General features: G+C 70.9%; 13 protein-coding genes, 1 other RNA gene and 1 pseudogene. 11 read left to right on the forward strand and 4 right to left on the reverse strand.

The genetic code is table 11. From position 1 onward, the window contains the following. The first annotated feature begins 86 nt into the window (after window positions 1-86). The 6 genes from lptG to ACILRB_RS12670 all read left to right on the forward strand — a co-directional run bounded on the left by lptG (window position 87) and on the right by ACILRB_RS12670 (window position 7,361). On the forward strand, window positions 87-1,172 hold the full coding sequence (gene lptG, locus ACILRB_RS12645) for an LPS export ABC transporter permease LptG (protein ID WP_395666647.1): 1,086 nt from the start codon (window positions 87-89) through the stop codon (window positions 1,170-1,172). Beyond that, window positions 1,165-3,837 (forward strand): LPS-assembly protein LptD, encoded by a 2,673-nt coding sequence (locus ACILRB_RS12650; protein ID WP_395666648.1) that lies wholly within the window; start codon window positions 1,165-1,167, stop codon window positions 3,835-3,837. Before lptG ends, ACILRB_RS12650 begins: the two co-directional genes overlap by 8 nt. Window positions 3,838-3,909: 72 nt before the next feature. After that, on the forward strand, window positions 3,910-4,920 hold the full coding sequence (locus tag ACILRB_RS12655; protein WP_395666649.1) for a hypothetical protein: 1,011 nt from the start codon (window positions 3,910-3,912) through the stop codon (window positions 4,918-4,920). A gap of 47 nt (window positions 4,921-4,967) precedes the next feature. Continuing rightward, a complete protein-coding gene (locus tag ACILRB_RS12660) occupies window positions 4,968-5,423 on the forward strand; it encodes a DNA polymerase III subunit chi (RefSeq protein ID WP_395666650.1) in 456 nt (151 codons plus the stop codon). Between the two features lie 4 nt (window positions 5,424-5,427). Then, on the forward strand, window positions 5,428-6,141 hold the full coding sequence (locus ACILRB_RS12665) for a class I SAM-dependent methyltransferase (protein WP_395666651.1): 714 nt from the start codon (window positions 5,428-5,430) through the stop codon (window positions 6,139-6,141). Window positions 6,142-6,146: 5 nt separating this feature from the next. Next, window positions 6,147-7,361: an MFS transporter gene (locus ACILRB_RS12670; RefSeq protein ID WP_395666652.1), complete on the forward strand. Its 1,215-nt coding sequence runs from the start codon at window positions 6,147-6,149 to the stop codon at window positions 7,359-7,361. Window positions 7,362-7,382: 21 nt separating this feature from the next. Here the strand turns inward: ACILRB_RS12670 and recG are convergent, their stop codons facing one another. Next, window positions 7,383-9,461, reverse strand: coding sequence for an ATP-dependent DNA helicase RecG (recG, locus tag ACILRB_RS12675; protein ID WP_395666653.1), 2,079 nt, complete (start codon window positions 9,459-9,461; stop codon window positions 7,383-7,385). Between the two features lie 185 nt (window positions 9,462-9,646). Between recG and ACILRB_RS12680 the strand changes: the two genes are divergently transcribed. From ACILRB_RS12680 to ACILRB_RS12695, 4 genes are all read left to right on the forward strand, one after another. After that, window positions 9,647-9,967, forward strand: a complete 321-nt coding sequence (locus ACILRB_RS12680; protein WP_395666654.1) for a succinate dehydrogenase assembly factor 2 — start codon at window positions 9,647-9,649, stop codon at window positions 9,965-9,967. 59 nt (window positions 9,968-10,026) lie between these two features. Then, a complete protein-coding gene (gene mfd / locus ACILRB_RS12685) occupies window positions 10,027-13,545 on the forward strand; it encodes a transcription-repair coupling factor (RefSeq protein ID WP_395666655.1) in 3,519 nt (1,172 codons plus the stop codon). Between the two features lie 4 nt (window positions 13,546-13,549). Next, window positions 13,550-13,825, forward strand: coding sequence for a hypothetical protein (locus ACILRB_RS12690; protein ID WP_395666656.1), 276 nt, complete (start codon window positions 13,550-13,552; stop codon window positions 13,823-13,825). A gap of 76 nt (window positions 13,826-13,901) precedes the next feature. Further along, the gene (locus tag ACILRB_RS12695) at window positions 13,902-14,261 is read left to right on the forward strand and encodes a HesB/IscA family protein (protein ID WP_395666657.1); all 360 of its coding nucleotides are present in this window, start codon (window positions 13,902-13,904) and stop codon (window positions 14,259-14,261) included. A 92-nt stretch (window positions 14,262-14,353) separates the two neighbouring features. Here the strand turns inward: ACILRB_RS12695 and ACILRB_RS12700 are convergent, their stop codons facing one another. Together ACILRB_RS12700 and ACILRB_RS12705 are read right to left on the reverse strand one after the other, a co-directional pair. Continuing rightward, window positions 14,354-15,139: an N-acetylmuramoyl-L-alanine amidase gene (locus ACILRB_RS12700; RefSeq protein ID WP_395666658.1), complete on the reverse strand. Its 786-nt coding sequence runs from the start codon at window positions 15,137-15,139 to the stop codon at window positions 14,354-14,356. Beyond that, complete coding sequence (locus tag ACILRB_RS12705; RefSeq protein WP_395666659.1) at window positions 15,111-15,437, reverse strand: hypothetical protein; 327 nt, start codon at window positions 15,435-15,437, stop codon at window positions 15,111-15,113. Before ACILRB_RS12705 ends, ACILRB_RS12700 begins: the two co-directional genes overlap by 29 nt. 177 nt (window positions 15,438-15,614) lie before the next feature. On the opposite strand from ACILRB_RS12705, the gene rnpB reads away from it, so the two are divergent. After that, an RNA gene (gene rnpB, locus ACILRB_RS12710) (RNase P RNA component class A) lies at window positions 15,615-15,992 on the forward strand. A 73-nt stretch (window positions 15,993-16,065) separates the two neighbouring features. Here rnpB and ACILRB_RS12715 read toward each other — a convergent pair. After that, a pseudogene (locus tag ACILRB_RS12715) lies at window positions 16,066-17,443 on the reverse strand (hypothetical protein); the annotation flags it as partial.

The raw sequence follows: 17,443 nt of genomic DNA on the forward strand, positions 1-17,443 counted from the left end.
CCCTTCGGGCTTTATGCGCCTTTCGGGCTTCACGCCTCCCGCCGGCCTGACGCGCCGGGCGCCTCCGGCCCGGAGGCGCCGCGCCCATGATCGGCTGGACGCTCGGGCGCTATTTCTCGGCGCGCTTCCTCGCCATGATCCTGGCGGTCTTCGCCACCATCTGCGGCATGGTGTTCGTCGTCGACTTCGTCGAGATGCTGCGCCGGACCTCGAACATCGCCGACGCCTCGACGGGCGCGGTCGCGGCGCTCGCGCTGCTGCGCGCGCCGGCGGCCTCCGAGCAGCTCATGCCGTTCTGCGTGCTGTTTGGCTCCATGGCCGCCTTTCTCGACCTGACGCGCAAGCTCGAGCTTCTGATCGCGCGGGCGGTCGGCGTGTCGGTGTGGGGCTTTCTGGTCCCGCCGGTGGCCATCGCGCTCATCATCGGGATCGGTTCGGTCGCCCTGCTCAATCCGGCCTCGGCGCTGATGAAGCAGCGCGCCGACAAGCTCGAGACCGAGATCTTCGGCCAGCTCACCCGGCGCGACGCCGCGACCGAGGTCTGGATCCGGCAGAAGAGCGTCGACGGCGACGTGATCATCCGGGCGAAGTCGATGTCCGGCGACGGCAGGCGCCTCGTCGAGCCGGTCGCCTATGTCTATGACCATGCCGGCCGCTTCGAGGAGCAGGTCGAGGCGGCGAACGCGACGCTCGAGGACGGCGTCTGGCGCTTCGACGGCGCCCGCATTTTCGCGCCGGGCGAGGAGACCTTCACCTCGGCGATCTATTTCGTCGCCACCAACCTGACCCCGGCGCAGGTCGTGCGCGGGCCCGTCTCGCCGCAGTCGGTGCCGTTCTGGGACCTTGAGGCGGAACGCCGCCGGACCGAGACGGCGGGCCTCGACGCAACCGGATTCGACCTGCAATTCCAGTCGCTTCTGGCGCGGCCCCTGCTGTTCGTGGCGATGGTGCTGATCTCCGCCGCCTTTTCCTTAAGGTTTTTTCGATTTGGTGGGATCGGAAAAATGGTCGGAGGTGGCGTGGCGGCAGGCTTCGTGCTTTATGTCGCGACCAAGCTTGTCGGCGACATCGGCGGCGCCGGACTGATCAGCGCGCCCGTCGCCGCCTGGTCGCCGGCGCTGATCGCGAGCCTGCTCGGCGCGCTCGCGCTGCTCAATCAGGAGGATGGATGACTGGGCGGCGCATGAGCCTCCTCGCCGGTTCCGCCCCCGTGGCGCGGACGGCGCGCGCGCGCCGGCCGGCGGCTGCGGCGGCCGCGGCCGGCGGCTGCGCGCGGCGCTGTTCGCCGGCGCGGCGCTCATCGGCCTGTTCTCGTCCGGCCTTTTCTCGTCCGGCCTTGGCGCCGCCGCCGAGACCCGCCCCTCCGCGAAAACCCAGTCCCCGGCAAAAACCCAGTCCCCGGCAAAAACACAGGCGCCGCAGGCCGACGCCGACAAGATGGTCGTCGAGGCCAACGAGCTGCGCCAGGACGACGTCAAGAACACCGTCTCCGCGGTCGGCGACGCGCGCGTCTATTACAAGGGGCGCGTGCTGCAGGCCGACGAGGTGACCTACGACCGCGGCACGGGCCGCGTGACGGCGCGCGGAAACGCCAAGCTGACCGAGGCCGACGGCTCGATCCTGCGCGGCGCCTTCTTCGACCTGACCGACGATTTCCGCGACGGCTTCATCGAAAGCCTGCGCGCCGAATCGACGCAGCGCACCTTCATGAGCGCGCCGCGCGCCGAGCGCATCGACGCCGACACGACCGTGTTCACGAAAGGCGTCTACACCGCCTGCGCGGCCTGCGGCACGAATTACGACAAGCCGCCGCTGTGGCGCGTGCGCGCAAAGCGGATCATCCACCGCGACGACGAGCGGATGCTCTATTTCAGCGACGCCACGATCGACATTCTCGGCGTGCCCGTCGCCTGGACGCCGTGGATGTCGATGCCGGACCCCTCGGTCACGCGCAAATCGGGCATCCTGTCGCCGACGCTCGTCGCGCGCACCCAGCTCGGCTACGGCCTCGGGGTGCCGATCTTCTGGGCGCTCGCGCCCGACTACGACCTGACCTTCACCCCGACCTATCTGTCGAAGCAGGGCTTCCTCGGCATCGGCGAATGGCGCCAGCGGCTCGACTATGGCGAATATTACATCCGCGGCGCGGGCATCAGGCAGCTCAACCCCGACCAGTTTCCGATCTCGCCCTGGGGCGCGGCCGACAACGTCTTCCGCGGCTCGCTCGAGAGCAAGGGCGAATACCGGGTCGCGGACATGTGGCGCTTCGGCTGGCAGTTCACGGCCATGTCCGACAAATGGTTCCGCAACGACTACAACATCGCCAGCCAGACGCTGACCTCGAACTACATCAGCGAGGTGACCTCGACCGGCTATCTGACCGGGCAGGGCGACCGCGGCTATTTCGACCTGCGCGCCTATCACTTCCAGGGCCTGTCGACGCGCGACATCCAGGCGCAGCAGACCTCGGCCTATCCGGTCTTCGACTATAACAAGACCTTCGACCTGCGCCCCGAGGACAGCTTCGGCCTCGGCGGCCAGCTCGAGCTCGACGTCAACGCCGCGAGCCTGTCGGCCTGGGCCGCGAGCTTCCAGTCGGTCGGCACGCAGGTGCTCGATTCGGCCTATTCGCTCTATTCGGTCTGCACGAACTACGTGCCGGGCCGCGTCGCGGGGACCTGCCTGCAGCGCGGCGTCGGCGGCGTCTCTTCGCGCGCCACCATCGACCTCAACTGGAAACGCCAGTTCATCGACGAGCTCGGCGAGGTCTGGACGCCCTTCGCCTTCGCGCGGGTCAGCGGCCAGCAGCTCGCGCTCAACACGACCAACACGCTCGGCTTCTCGAACAGCGCGGGGACGACCTCGACCATCTCCAACGCCTCGCAGCTGCCCTTCATGAACAATTCGGAGAGCACGGTCTACGGGGCGCTCAACCCGGGCGTCGGCCTCGAATATCGCTATCCCTTCTTCGCCAAGACCGATTTCGGCGCGGCGACGATCTCGCCCGTCGCCCAGGTGATCGTGCGGCCGAACAACCAGATCGGCGCCTATGCGCCCTCGAACCTCGACGCGCAGAGCCTCGTCTTCGACGAATCGAGCCTGTTCGCCTGGAACAAATTCTCGGGCTACGACCGTTTCGAGACCGGCGGGCGCGCCAATTACGGCGGCGAGGCGACCCTCAACTTCCCGCAGGGCGGCTACATCAACGTGGTCGCCGGCCAGTCCTACCAGCTGTTCGGGACCAACGCCTACGCCAAGCCCGACGCCGCCAACGTCGGCCTCGCCTCGGGGCTCGACACGCGGCTTTCAGACTATATCGGCGCGGTCACGCTCGCGCCCTTCAGCCAGTTCTCGGTCACCGCCAAGACGCGCTTCGACGTGAACGGCTTCTCGCCGAAGCGCATCGACCTCATCGGCGTCTATAATTTCGGCCCCTGGACCGGCGGCTTCCAATATGCGAGCTATGCGGCGCAGCCGGAGATCGGCTACTACGTCCGCCGCCAGGGCCTGACCCTCAACACCCGCTATCAGATCAGCGACAATTACTGGGCGCAGGGCAACGTCACCTTCGACATGAGCCGCCAGTTCTATCCGCCCGCGCTGATCGGCTACACCAACCCCGGCCCCTTCGCGCCGGCCGCCTTCGGCTTCGGCGGCGGCTACAAGGACGACTGCGCGACCGTCGCCGTCAATTTTTCGTCCGTTTACCAGGATAACGGCAACGGCGGGCTGACGCGCAACCAGACGGTGCTCGTCCAGTTCGAGCTGCGCACGCTGGGCGAGCTCAAGGCCAGCAAGACCTTCAGCGCGGTGCAGAATCTCGGAACCACCAACTAGACCGCGCCGTCGCCGGCGGCCGGCAAAGGGATGGAGGGCGCGGCGCCCGGGCGCGCCGTGGCGAAGCGAAACATGATCTCATCGACCAAGACCGGCGCGAACGCCGTTCGTTCCAACGCTTTTCGCGCCAGAATTTTTCGCGCAGGAATTCTTCGCGAAAAAGCCCGGCGGCTCGCGCTTGCGGGCGCGGCCGGGTTTTTCGTCGCCTGCGCGGGGCTCGCCGTCGCGCCGGCCCCGGCGCGGGCGCAGGCCATCGTCGCCAGCATCAACGGCTATCCGATCACCACCCACGACATCGAGCAGCGCATGAAGCTGCTGCGCGTCCTGCGCAAGCCGGCGACGCGCGAGGCGGCGATCGAAAGCCTGTTCTCGGACCGGCTGATGACCGCCGAGGCCGGCAAGTTCGGCGTCAATCCGCGCGATTCCGACATTTCGCAGCAGATCGCCCGCACCGCCCAGGAGATGAACGTCCAGCCGCAGGCGCTCGTCGCCTCGATCCAGGGCGCCGGCGTCTCGGAAGACCACCTCAAGGCCCATTTCGGCGCCGAGATGGCCTTCAACGTGCTGGTGCAGGCGCTGAACAAGGGCGTCGAGGCGAGCGAGACGCAGGTGCGCGCGGAGCTCGCCAAGCAGGGCGGCAAGGCCGCCGCCGGCACCTCCTATACGGTGCGCCAGATCATCTTCACCCTGCCCGGAGGCGTCACGCCGGCGGCGATGGCGGCGCGCGCCAAGGAGGCGGAAAGCCTGCGCGCGCGCTTCTCGGGCTGCGACTCCGGCGTGCCGATGGCCCTCGCCATGACCGACGTCACGGTGAAGGATCCGCTCACCCGCACCTCGCATGAGATCAGCCGCCAGCTCGCCGAGCTGCTCGACAAGACCCCCGTCGGCAAGCTCACGGCGCCGCAGCGCACCATCTCGGGCCTCGAAATGGTCGCCGTCTGCGAGCGCGGCGCGGCCAAGGACGACACCGCGGTCCGCCAGCAGATCGCCCAGAAGCTGCTGGCGCAGCACATCGCCGCCGACGCCCAGCGCCGGCTCAAGGAGCTGCGCGCCAAGGCCGTCGTCGTCAAGCACGCGTCCTGACGAATTCCCCCCGCGCCGTCGCGCGGGCGGCCGGGGGGTGAGCGAGAGTGGAGGTCTGGTTCTATCATCTCCAGCGCCGCAGCCTCGACGAGACGCTGCCCGCGCTCATCGAGAAATCGCTCGAGCGCGGCTGGCGCGTCGTCGTGCAGGGGACGAGCGAGGCGCGCGTGGCGGCGCTCGACCAGCATCTGTGGACCTACGCCGACGACAGCTTTCTCGCCCATGGCCGCGCCGGCGACGGCGACTTCGACCTTGAGCCCGTCTATCTCACGACCGGCGACGAAAACCCCAACGGCGCGCGCCTGCGCATCCTGTTCGAGGGCGCCGAGATCGCCGCCTCGCTCAGTGGCGGACCCTATGAGCGCGTTCTGCTGATTTTCGACGGCGCCGACGCGGCGCAGCTTTCGGCCGCGCGGGCGCAGTGGAAAAAACTGAAGGACGGCGGCTTCGCCGTCAGCTACTGGGCGCAGGACGACGGCGGCCGGTGGGAGAAGAAGGCCTGACGCCATGACCAAGGACGAACAGTTTTTCGCCCGCCGCGCGGCGGCGCGCGCCGATCTCGACGCGATCGACCCGGCCAAAACGGGCGAAGGCGGCGGCGCCGACCCGCTGCGCCGGGGCTGGTTCGAGGCGGTCTATGCGCGCGCCGGCGACGACGCCGCGCGCGTGCCCTGGGCCAATCTGGAGCCGCACCCGCTCGTCAAACGCTTCGCCGACCTCCAGCTCGGCGCCTTCACGGGCCTGCGCGTGCTCGACGTCGGCTGCGGCCTTGGCGACAACGCCGAATATTTTTCGAGCCTTGGCGCGAACGTCGAGGCGTTCGACTTCGTGGCCGGCGCGGTCGACTGGGCGCGCCGCCGCTTTCCGCGCAGCCGCGTCGCCTATTCCGTCGCCGACCTGTTCGACGCGCCGGCCGATTGGGCCGGGCGCTTCGACCTGATCGACGAATGCTACACGCTGCTGGCGCTCGACCCGCCGCTGGTCCGGGCGGCGCTGGGGGCGCTCGCCGCCTGCCTCTGGCCAAACGGCCGCATGCTGCTCGTCGCCCGCGCGCGCGACGAGGACGAGGAAGCGTCCGGCCCGCCCTGGCCGCTGCCGCCGTCGATCTTTGCGGCGGCGCGCGCGGCGGGGCTCACGCCGGTCGCGGTCGAGGATCTTCCGCCCGGGGCCGGGCTTGCGGCGCGACACTGGCGCGCGCTGCTGCGGCGCGACGGCGCCTGAGCGCCATGGACGATCGGGCGCGGGGCGAGGACGCCGCGGCGCGCGACCTCGCCGCGCGGCAGGCGGGCTTCGTCGACGCCCGGGCGCGGCGCGAATTCATCCAGCTCGCGCTTGCGGCCTTTCTCGTCTCCTTCATGTATTCCCATGCGGCGCTGCTCGCGGTGGTGTTCGAGCGCGAGGGCTTCGACCTGCACGACACCGGGCTGCTGCTCTCGCTTTACGCCGCGCCCGTGGTCCTGTTCACCTTTCTGTCGGGCGCGGTCTCGGCGCGCATCGGCGTGCTGGGGAGCTGCCGCGTCGCCGTCGCGCTGATGCTCGTCGGCTTCTTCAGCCTGCGCTACACGGCGGACGCCTTCTGGCCGGCGCTCGCCTCGCGGCTCACGCAGGGCGCGGGGCAGGGGCTGCTGCTCGCCTCCTTCGTCACCTACGGCCAGAGCCGGCTCAACGCGCGGCGCTTCGTCTATCTCATCGCGCTGTTTTCGAGCATGTTCGCGCTGGCGCAGGCCTTCGCCCCGCCGTTCGGCGCGCTGATGCTCAACGCCTTCGGCGCGCCGGCGATGTTTCTGGCCGGCGCCGCCCCGGCCGCGCTCGCCTTCGCGCTCACCTTCGGCCTGCGCGACATTCCGCGCCCCGCCGAAGGGCGCGGCCTCGACCTCAGGACGGCGCTGCGGCGCAGCCGGCCGGCCTCGCTCGGCGCGGTCTTCGTCAACGGCGCGATGTTCAGCTTCACGGCCTCCTTTCTCGCGGCCCTGCTCGAGGCCCGCGCCGTGCCGATCGGCTGCTTCTTCTTCGCCTCGACGACGACGCTGTTCGCGAGCCGCTTCCTCGCCATGGGCGTGTTCGAGACCTTCGACCGGCGCCTGCTGGTGGCGGGCGGCTTTGTCGCGCAGGGCGCGAGCTTCGCGCTTGTGGCGGCGGCGGGACTGTCCTGGCTCATCGTGGTCGCCGGCGTGTTGTTCGGGGCCGGCTACAGCGTGGTCTATCCGGTGCTGTCGGCGGCGGTCAGCGCCGGGCTCGACCCCGCCGAGCGCGCCGGGCCGCAGGCGATCTTCAACACCGCCTTCAACGTCGGCATCTTCTTCACGCCCTATCCGACGGCGCTGCTGATCGGCTGGTTCGGCTATGGCGCGACGGCCTTTTCGCTCGCCGCGCTCGCCTTTCTGTCGGCCGGCGCGCTGGCGGCGTGGGCGCTCGCGCGGCCCGGCGCGCGCCCGGCCTGAGACCCGGCGTCGCGAAAAATCTCACCCTGCGCCGAGAAGCCTGATCGCGTCGGCGCGCTCGAACAGGTAGAGCGCAAGCCGCAGCGCCTCGCCGCGCGGGCTTTCGAGCGCCGGGTCCTGCGTCACGATCTCCTGCGCGTCGCGCCGCGCCCAGCCGAGCAGATCGCCATGGGCCGCGGGGTCGGCGACGCGAAACCCCGGCAGGCCCGACTGTTTCGCGCCCATCACCTCGCCCTCGCCGCGCAGGCGAAGGTCTTCCTCGGCGATGCGGAAGCCGTCCTCCGTCTCGCGCAGGATTTCGAGCCGCGCCTTGGCCGTCTCGCCGAGCGGGCCCTTGTAGAGCAGCACGCAGGAGGATTTTTCGGCCCCGCGCCCGACGCGCCCGCGCAGCTGGTGGAGCTGCGCGAGGCCGAAGCGCTCGGCGTGCTCGATCACCATGATGCGCGCGGCCGGCACGTCGACGCCGACCTCGATCACCGTGGTGGCGACGAGAAGCTTCGTCTCGCCGGCCTTGAACGCCGCCATGGCGGCGTCCTTGTCCTTGCCCTTCATGCGGCCATGGACGAGGCCGACGACGCCTTCGCCGAAAATTTTGGCGAGGTCTTCGCGCCGCTCGGAGGCCGCGGCGAGGTCGCTCTCGGCGCTTTCCTCGACGAGCGGGCAGACCCAATAGGCCTGCGCGCCGGCGCGGAGCGCCGCGCCGAGGCGCTCGATGAGCTCGCCGAGGCGCTCGACCGGCAGCGCCCGGGTCTCGACCGGCTTGCGGCCGGGGGGCTTTTCGCGCAGGGCCGAGAGGTCCATGTCGCCGAAATAGGCGAGCGCCAGCGTGCGCGGGATCGGCGTCGCGGTCATCGCCAGAATGTCGGCGCGCGCGCCCTTCTCGCCGAGCGCGAGGCGCTGGCGCACGCCGAAGCGGTGCTGCTCGTCGACGACCGCGAGGGCGAGGTCGCGGAAGTCGACGCCCTCCTGAAACAGCGCATGGGTGCCGACCGCGACGTCGACCTCGCCCGCGGCGAGACGCTCCAGAACGTCGCGGCGGGCGGCGCCTTTCTCGCGCCCCGTCAGCAGCGCGAGGCGCAGGCCGGCGGGCTGCGAGAAGCGGGCGAGGCTCGCGGCATGCTGGCGCGCCAGAAGCTCGGTCGGGGCCATCAGCGCCGCCTGCCGCCCGGCCTCGACCACGCCCGCCATGGCGAGCAGCGCGACCAGCGTCTTGCCCGAGCCGACGTCGCCCTGAAGCAGGCGCAGCATGCGCGTCTCGCTTTCGAGGTCGGCGCGGATTTCGGCGAGCGCCTGCGCCTGCGCGCCCGTCAGGCGGAAGGGGAGCGCGTCGACAATTCTGGCGCAAAGCCTGCCGTCGCCGCGGCTTGCGGCGCCCGGCCGGCGGCGCTCGCGCGCCCGCATCAGGGCGAGGGCGAGCTGGCCCGCGAGCATCTCGTCATAGGCGAGCCGCCGGCGCGCCGGGGCTTCGGGCGCAAGATCGCGCGGCTCCTGCGGATGGTGGGCCGCCCGCAGCGCCTCGGAAAAGCTCATGAACCCCGGCGGCCCGCCCCAGTCGGGCAGGGCCGGGAGCCGCGCGAGCGCCGCCTCCGCCGCCTTGGCCACGGCGCGCTGGCGCAGGCCCTCGGTCAGCGGATAGACCGGCTCGACGGGCGCGAGCTTCTCGAACCCGGCGGCGTCGAGGATATGGTCGGGGTGGGCCATCTGGCGATGGCCGTCCCAGAGTTCGAGCCGCCCCGAGATCCAGCGCCTTTCGCCGGGCGGCAGGCTCTTTTCGATCCAGCCCGTATTGGCGAGGAAGAACACGAGTTCGACGTCGCCGGTCTCGTCCTCGACCAGCACGCGGTAGGGCCCGCGCCCGCGCGGCGGGGCGTGGCGCACGACGGTCGCCTCGAGCGTCACATGGGCGTCGAGCGGCGCCTGCGCGATCTTCGGGCGCAGGCGGCGGTCGATCAGGCCTGCGGGGAGATGCAGCAGCAGGTCGAGGACGCGGGCCTCCCGCCCGCCGCACAAGAGCCGGTCGAACAGCCGCCCGGTCCTGGGGCCGACGCCCGGAAGGCCCGAGACCGGCGCAAACAGGAGATTGAGGAGCGTGGGGCGCATCGGGCCGCGCAATCGGGGTTTGTGCGGGCGGCCGGCGCCGGCCCTGTTCGCAGGAAACGCGGCGCGCCTTGTCGCATGTTCTTCGCCAAAACGCCAAAAGGCTGACAGCGCGGCCCGGCGCGTTTATAGGACCGGGGACGGCGCGCCGACGCGCCAATTGAAGGGTCCATCCAGGAGACGCGCGCATGGCCGCCGAAAGCCCGCAGACCGCAGGGGCGCCCAACGCCGCGCCGCTCGATTCCGACGCGCGGCGCCGGCGCATCAGGTTCCGCGCCTGGCATCGCGGCATGCTGGAGAACGACCTGCTGCTCGGCCGCTTCGCCGACGCCGAGGTCGCGACGCTGACCGACGCCGAGCTCGACGTGTTCGACGCCCTGCTCGAAGCGATCGACCGCGACGTCTTCGCCTGGGCGACCGGCGAGGCGCCGGTTCCGGCGGAATTCGACACGCCGCTGTTCCGGCGCATCGTCGCCTTTCACGACCGTTTTTGCGCCTCGCGCGGGTGAGAGGCGCCGTTTTGGCCGATGGCGCGTTGCGCGCCTGAAGAGAGCAGATCACGCCGGAAGTGCCAGACCTCAAGCGCGCCCTCGCCGAACTCGCCAAAGGCGGCTCCCTGACCCTGACGTCGCTCGCCGACGGCTATGACGCCGTCGCCGCGGCCGACCTCGCGCGGGCGCTCGCGCTCGAATCCGAGGAGCGGGCGCTGGCGCTGATCCATGTGGCGCGCGACGGGCGCCGCCAGACGGCCTTCATGGAGGCCTTCGCCTTCGCCGCGCCCGACGTCGAGCTGATCGACTTTCCGGCCTGGGACTGCCAGCCCTACGACCGCGTCTCGCCCAACGCCGCGGTCTCGGCGCGGCGCATGATCGCGCTGTCGCGGCTCGCCCGCTCGCGCTCCTCGGCCGAGCGCCCGCGCGTGCTCTCGACCACGGTCAAGGCGTTCGCGCAGCGCGTGCCGCCGCTCGACCAGATGGCGCGCGACACCTTCTCGGCCGCGCCCGGCAACGTCGTCGACACCGAGGCGCTGACGCTCTGGCTCGAATCGAACGGGTTTCTGCGCGCCTCGACCGTGCGCGAGGCCGGCGAATACGCCGTGCGCGGCGGCATCATCGACCTTTTCGCGCCCGGCATGGCCCAGCCGGTGCGGCTCGATTTCTTCGGCGACGCGCTCGAAACGATCCGCGCCTTCGACCCTGAATCGCAGCGCACCCTGTTTCCGCTGAAAGGCCTCGACCTCGTGCCGATGAGCGAGGTGCAGCTGACGAGCGAGGCGACGCGCCGGTTCCGGCAGGGCTATGTGACGCAGTTCGGCGCGCAGACGCGCGGCGACGCGCTCTATGAGGCGATCAGCGAAGGCCGCCGGGCGCAGGGCCATGAGCACTGGCTGCCGCTGTTCTACGACCATCTCGACACGCTGCTCGACTATGCCGGGCGCGCGCCCGTCATGCTCGACGCGCTGGCCGACGAGGCGGCGCGCGAGCGCGTCGCCCTGATCGACGACTATTATGGCGCGCGCAAGAGCGCCTATGACGCCGACCCCTCGGGCGCCTCCTACAAGCCGCTGAAGCCCGAGGCGCTCTACATGAGCGCCGACGAATGGAACGCGCGGCTGTCGCGCGCCCGCGTGCTGCGCGTCTCGCCCTTCGCCGCGCCCGAGGGCGCGCGCGGCCTGCATGTCGACTGCGGCTCGAAGCCCGGGCGCAATTTCGCGCCCGAGCGGGCCGACGAATCGGCCAATGTGTTCGAGGCCGCCGTCGCCCATGTGCGCGCGCTGCAAAGCGCCGGCCGGCGCGTCGTCGTCGCCGGCTGGTCCGACGGCTCGCGCGAGCGCCTGGCGCATGTGCTCGCCGACCATGGCCTCAAGGGCGCGGCCGAGGTCTCCTCGCTCACGCAGGCGCTCGACCTGCCGCAGGACCGGGCGGCGCTCGCCGTGTTCGGGATCGAAGCCGGCTTCGAGACGCAGGCGTTCGCCGTCGTCGGCGAGCAGGACATTCTGGGCGACCGCCTCGTGCGCGCCCGCAAGAAAAGCCGCAAGGCCAAGGATTTCCTGACCGAGGTCGGCGCGCTTGCCGCCGGCGACATCGTCGTCCATGTCGACCATGGCATCGGCCGCTTCGTCGGATTGCAGGCGATCGCGGCCGGCGGCGCGCCGCATGACTGCCTCGAACTGCATTACGCCGACGGCGCCAAGCTGTTCCTGCCGGTCGAGAACCTTGAGCTGCTCTCGCGCTATGGCTCCGAGGACACCGAGGTCCAGCTCGACCGCTTGGGGGGCGGGAGCTGGCAGAAGCGCAAGGCGAAGATGCGCAAGCGCATCCTCGAAATGGCCGGCGCGCTGATCAAGATCGCCGCCCAGCGCATGACGCGGGCGGCGCCCAGGCTCGTCCCGCCCGACGGGCTCTACGCCGAATTCTGCGCCGGCTTCCCCTATGACGAGACCGACGACCAGCTCTCGGCCATCGAGGCGACGCTCGACGATCTCGCCTCGGGGCGGCCGATGGACCGGCTCGTCTGCGGCGACGTCGGCTTCGGCAAGACCGAGGTCGCGCTGCGCGCCGCCTTCGCCTGCGCGATCGAGGGCCGGCAGGTCGTGGTGGTCGCGCCGACGACGCTGCTCGCGCGCCAGCACTACCGGAATTTCTCGGCCCGCTTCGCCCATCTGCCGGTCAGGGTCGCGCAGATGTCGCGCATGGTTCCGGCCGCCGACCTGCGCGCGGCGAAGGCCGGCCTCGCCTCGGGCGAGGTCGACATCGTCGTCGGCACCCACGCCGCGCTCGGCAAGGGCGTCGCCTACAAGGACCTCGGCCTCGTCGTGATCGACGAGGAGCAGCATTTCGGGGTCAAGCACAAGGAGCGGCTGAAGGAGCTGCGCGCCGAAGTGCATATGCTGACGCTCTCGGCGACGCCCATTCCGCGCACCCTCCAGCTCGCGCTCACCGGCGTGCGCGAGCTTTCGATCATCGCCACCCCGCCCGTCGACCGCCTCGCCGTGCGCACGTTCATCTCGCCGTTCGATCCGCTGATCGTGCGCGAGGCGCTGCTGCGCGAGCGCTACCGCGGCGGCCAGAGCTTCTATGTCTGCCCGCGCATCGAGGATCTTGAGGAGGCGGCGAGCTTTTTGCGGCGCGAGGTCCCGGAGGTGAAGTTCGTCGTGGCGCACGGCCAGATGGCGCCGGGCGAGCTCGAGGACAAGATGTCGGCCTTCTACGACGGCCAGTATGACGTGCTGCTCGCCACCGCGATCGTCGAATCGGGCCTCGACATTCCGCGCGCCAACACCTTGATCGTGCATCGCGCCGACATGTTCGGCCTCGCCCAGCTCTATCAGCTGCGCGGCCGCGTCGGGCGCTCCAAGGTGCGCGCCTACGCCCTGTTCACCGTGCCGGCCGCCCGCCAGATCACGCCCCAGGCCGAAAAGCGCCTCAAGGTGCTGCAGTCGCTCGATTCGCTTGGCGCCGGCTTCGAGCTTGCGAGCCACGACCTCGACATCCGCGGCGCCGGCAATCTGCTCGGCGACGACCAGTCCGGCCATATCAAGGAGGTCGGCTACGAGCTTTACCAGCAGATGCTGCAGGAGGCGGTCGAGGCGCTCAAAAGCGGCGTCGAGGAGCCGGTCGAGGAGGTCTGGTCGCCGGCGATCACGCTCGGCGCGCCGGTCGCCATCCCCGAGCATTACGTCGCCGACCTGCAATTGCGGCTCCAGCTCTACCGCCGCCTCGCGAGCCTTGAGGCCGACGAGGACATCGAGAGCTTCGCCGCCGAGATGATCGACCGTTTCGGCCCGCCGCCGCCCGAAGTCGGCCAGTTGCTCAAGCTCGTCGCGATCAAGGCGTTGTGCCGCAAGGCCCATGTCGAGACGGTCGACGCCGGGCCGAAGGGCGTGGTCATCTCGTTCCGCGACAATTCCTTCGCCGATCCGCAGGGCCTCGTGCGCTATGTCGCGGCGCAGGGCTCCGAGGCCAAGGTGCGGCCCGACATGAAGATCGTGTTCGCCCGCGACTTCGAGAAGATCGAGGCGCGGCTCGAAGGGGTGCGCAGGATCATGCGCGACCTCGCCGCCATCGCCGTCAAGAAGGCCGCCTGAGGCGGTGCGCCTGACCGACGACGTCGCCGCCTGGCTCGACGACAACGAACCGCAGGACGAGCAGGACCGGCGCGACCTTTTGCGCGCGCTCGAAACGCTGTCCGAGGCCGGCGATTACGCCGCGCGCCGCGTCGCCGGGCGCCTCGTCCTCAGCGGCTGGAGCGACGCCCCGCTGTTTTTGCGGGACGCGCAGGCGAAAGCGTTTCTGCTGCGCTGCGTCGCCGCGATCGACTTCGAGAAGGAGAAGGGCGCGGGCTTCCGCTCGGGCGAAGGCGGTTAGGCCCCCTCAACATTTGCGCGCGAAAGCCCTATATTGGGGAGAAAGGCCAGCGAGCCGATCAAATCTGGAGAGTTTTATGGCGCAGCCGAAATTCGCGGTGCTGTCCCTGACCGAGCGGGCGGCCGAGCATGCGCGCGCGCTGCTCGCGGGCCTGGGCAAGCCCGGGGCGGGCATCAGGGTCGGAATCAGGAACGGCGGCTGCGCCGGCATGAGCTATACGCTCGACCTCGCCGAAGCGGCCCTGCCGGGCGACGAGGTGGTCGAGGACCAGGGCGTGAGGCTCATCGTCGCCGCGAAAGACCTTCTGTTCCTGCTCGGCACGAAGCTCGATTTCGAGGCCGACAAGCTCTCGTCGAGCTTCACCTTCATCAATCCGAACCAGACCTCGGCCTGCGGCTGCGGCGAATCGGTGGCGATCACCCCCGCGAACGCCTGAGGTTTAGGGCGGCGACGCGAAAACCCAAGGCGGGCCGAAGCCCGCCTTTTTTGCGCGCTCAGCGCGTTTTCGCGCGTCGGCTCTTTGCGCGCTCAGTCCTGCGGCAGCGCCGCGACCAGCTTCTGCAGCGTCGCGACGGTCGAGAAATCGGCGATCCCGTCGACCCGCGCCGGGCGGAAATGGCGCTGGAAGGCGCGCGTGACGCAGCGCGTCTCCACGTCGAACACGCCTGAGTCCGGCGCGCCATAGCCGTAGAGCCGCAGCAGGTTCTGGAAGTCGCGCGTCTCCCCGCCCGCGTCGCCGAGATCGAGGCGCGGGCCGTCGATGATCGGGCAGGGCGCGACGTAATGACCGACGCCGGCCTCCGCCAGCCGGCTCCAGGGAAAGAATTCGCCGGGGTCGATCTTGCGCTCGGGCGCGGTGTCGGAATGGGCCAGCACGCGCTGCGGCGGGATCGGCCAGCGGGCGCAGATCTCGCGGCAAAGCGCGATCACGGCGTCGATCTGGGCGTCGGGATAGGGGAAGGCGGCCTTGCCGTCCCTGTGGCCCGGATGGGCGATCTCGACGCCGATCGAGACGTCGTTCATGTCGGTCTCGCCGGCCCAGGAGCCGCGCCCGGCGTGCCAGGCGCGGCGCTCCTCGGCGACGAGCGAAAGCACCTCGCCCTCGGGCGTGACCACATAATGGGCCGAAACCTCGGTCGCCGGGTCGCAGAGCAGGGCGACCGCCGCTTCCGCGGTCGGCACGCCCGTATAATGCAGGATCAGCGCGTCCGGCGTCTTGCCGTTCTTGCGCTCGCCATGGTTGGGCGAGGCGCAGAAACGCTTCGGCGTGACGAGGGGCGAAGGTTCAATAGCCAGCGCAGAATGGATTGCCATATTGATCCCAGACGACGCGGGCGCAGCGCGGCGGCGGCGGCGGCGGCGGATAATAGCCGGCAGGCGGCGGCGGGGGGTTGGGCGGACGGGTGTTGGCGCCGACGATCGCGCCCGTCGCCGCGCCGAGCACGCCGCCAAGGACGGCCGAGCCGACGTTGCGTCCGGCGAGGCCGCCGATGGCCGCGCCGGCGGCGCCGCCAAGGCCCGCGCCGCTGAGGGCGCGCTGCTCCGGCGAATAGCCGCAGCCGGCGAGCGAAAGGGCGGCGCTCGCCGCGGCGACGATGACGATCAGCTTCATGACGAGATCCCCCTGCGTGGAAAAGTGGCGGCGTCACTCTCCCGACGCGGCGGCGAGGGTCAAGATATTTGGCTGATATTTAAGGTTTTGTTGCCGCCGTGCGATTTTTTTGACACAACCCCCGGGCGAGCCCGCCGCGGTTGACGCCGCGGGCTTTGCGCCCTATCTCCGCCCTCGCCAGCCGGCCGGACGGCCGCCGCCTTCGGGCGGAGGAAAGTCCGGGCTCCACAGAGGAACGGCGCCGGATAACGTCCGGCGGGGGAAACCCCAGGGAAAGCGCCACAGAAAGCAGACCGCCGTCCGGCGCGCCGGGCGGCAAGGGTGAAAGGGTGCGGCAAGAGCGCACCGCGTCCATGGCGACATGGGCGGCATGGCAAGCCCCGCCGGGAGCAAGACCGAATAGGGGCGACAGGGGACGTGTCCCGGATCTTCTCTGGATCGTCGCCCGGGTTGGTTGCTAGAGGCGGCCGGAAACGGCCGTCCCAGAGGAATGGCCGTCGCGCGCCGCAGCGATGCGGCGCCTTACAGAACCCGGCTTACAGGCCGGCTGGCGCCTTCGGCTTCAGGGCCGCCCGGCTTCGCGCCGGGCGGCTTTTTGTCGTTTTCAGGCCCGCGCCCAGGCCCGCCCTCAGTGGCCGAGCCGGCCCGAGGCGTGGGCGAGCAGCGTGTAGACCATGCCCGTCTCGGAGGCGAGATAGGCCCGGACCGCGCCTTCGTCGGCCCCGTCGCGCTCGAGCTCGCCGAGCAGGCGCTCGAACTCCTGCGCATAGCGGTCGACGGTCGCGCGGAACTCCGGATTGAGGCGGTAGCGCCGGCGCACCTCCTCGAAGGTCTGGCGTCCGCGCCCGACATAGAGGCGCTCGAAGCCCGCCGGCTGCTCGCCGCGCCGGCGCCGTTCCCAGGCCTCGGCGAAGGCGTTGCGGTCGATCATGGCGGCGATGTCGAGCGAGATCGCGTCGAGCGGACGCGCCGCCTGGCGCGGCGCCCGCGCGCCGGGCTCCTCATGCGAGGCGCGCGCGAGCAGGTCGGACAGCCATCCGCCGCGCCGGTCGGTCCCGGCCTGCTCCTCGGTTTGGGGCTGGGGCTGCGGAGCCGGGCGGCGGGCCGGCCGCTCGGGCGCGGCCGGGGCGGGCGCCGAGACGTCGAGCGCGCGGCCCGAGCGCCCGACGAGGTCGCTCAGCTCCTTCAGCGCCTTGATCTCGTCGCCGACGATGCGGCGCACGGCGGCGGCCTGCTGCGCGGTCTCCTGCGGCAGCTCGGCGACGCTGACGCGCAGCGCCTCGCGCGTGCGGGCGAGCTCGTCCTGGACGGCGCGGGCCATCTCGCGCAATTCGCCCGAGGCGGTCTGGTAGCGTTCGGCGGTCTGCGCGAAGAACGTCTCAAGCTCGGCGCTGGCGTCCTCGCAGGCGGTGCGCACGGCGAGCGTCGCGCGTTCGCGCTGTTCGGCGACATTGGCGCGCAGCTCCGAGAACTGCCGGTCGACCGAGGTCGCCGCGGTCTCGGCGCTTTCGGTCATGAAGGCGCCAAGGTCGCGCCCGCGCGCCTCGGCCGCGGCGAAAGCCTCCTGCATCAGCGCGGCGAAGGCCTCGGCCGTCGTCTCGAACTGCAGGCGGCGGCGGTCGAGCGCCTCGACCAGCGCGTCGAGCGACGCGCCGCGCTCGTCGAGCGAGCGGTCGAGCGCGCCCTGCGAGCGGGCGAGCTCGACCGCCGAGGCGGCGATGCGCTCCTGATGCGCGGCGAGCGCCTCGGCGAGCCCGCCCGCCTCGCGCACCGTGACGCCGGCCGATTCGGCGAGCCGCGCGGTCTCGCCCGAGACCGCGGCGAGCGTCGCCTTGAGCTCGCCCATGCGCTGCGCGAGCTGCGCGTCGACGGCGGCCAGCCCGGCGTTCGCCGCGCCGATCTCGTCGGAAAGCGCGCCGGCGCCTTCGCCGAGCCGGTCGAGCAGGGTCCGCATCTGCGTTCCCAGCCGGTCGTTGGCCTCGACGAGCGCGCCGAGCGCGCCCGAC

The sequence above is a fragment of the Methylocella sp. genome (genome assembly GCF_044226135.1).
Classification (GTDB): domain Bacteria; phylum Pseudomonadota; class Alphaproteobacteria; order Rhizobiales; family Beijerinckiaceae; genus Methylocapsa.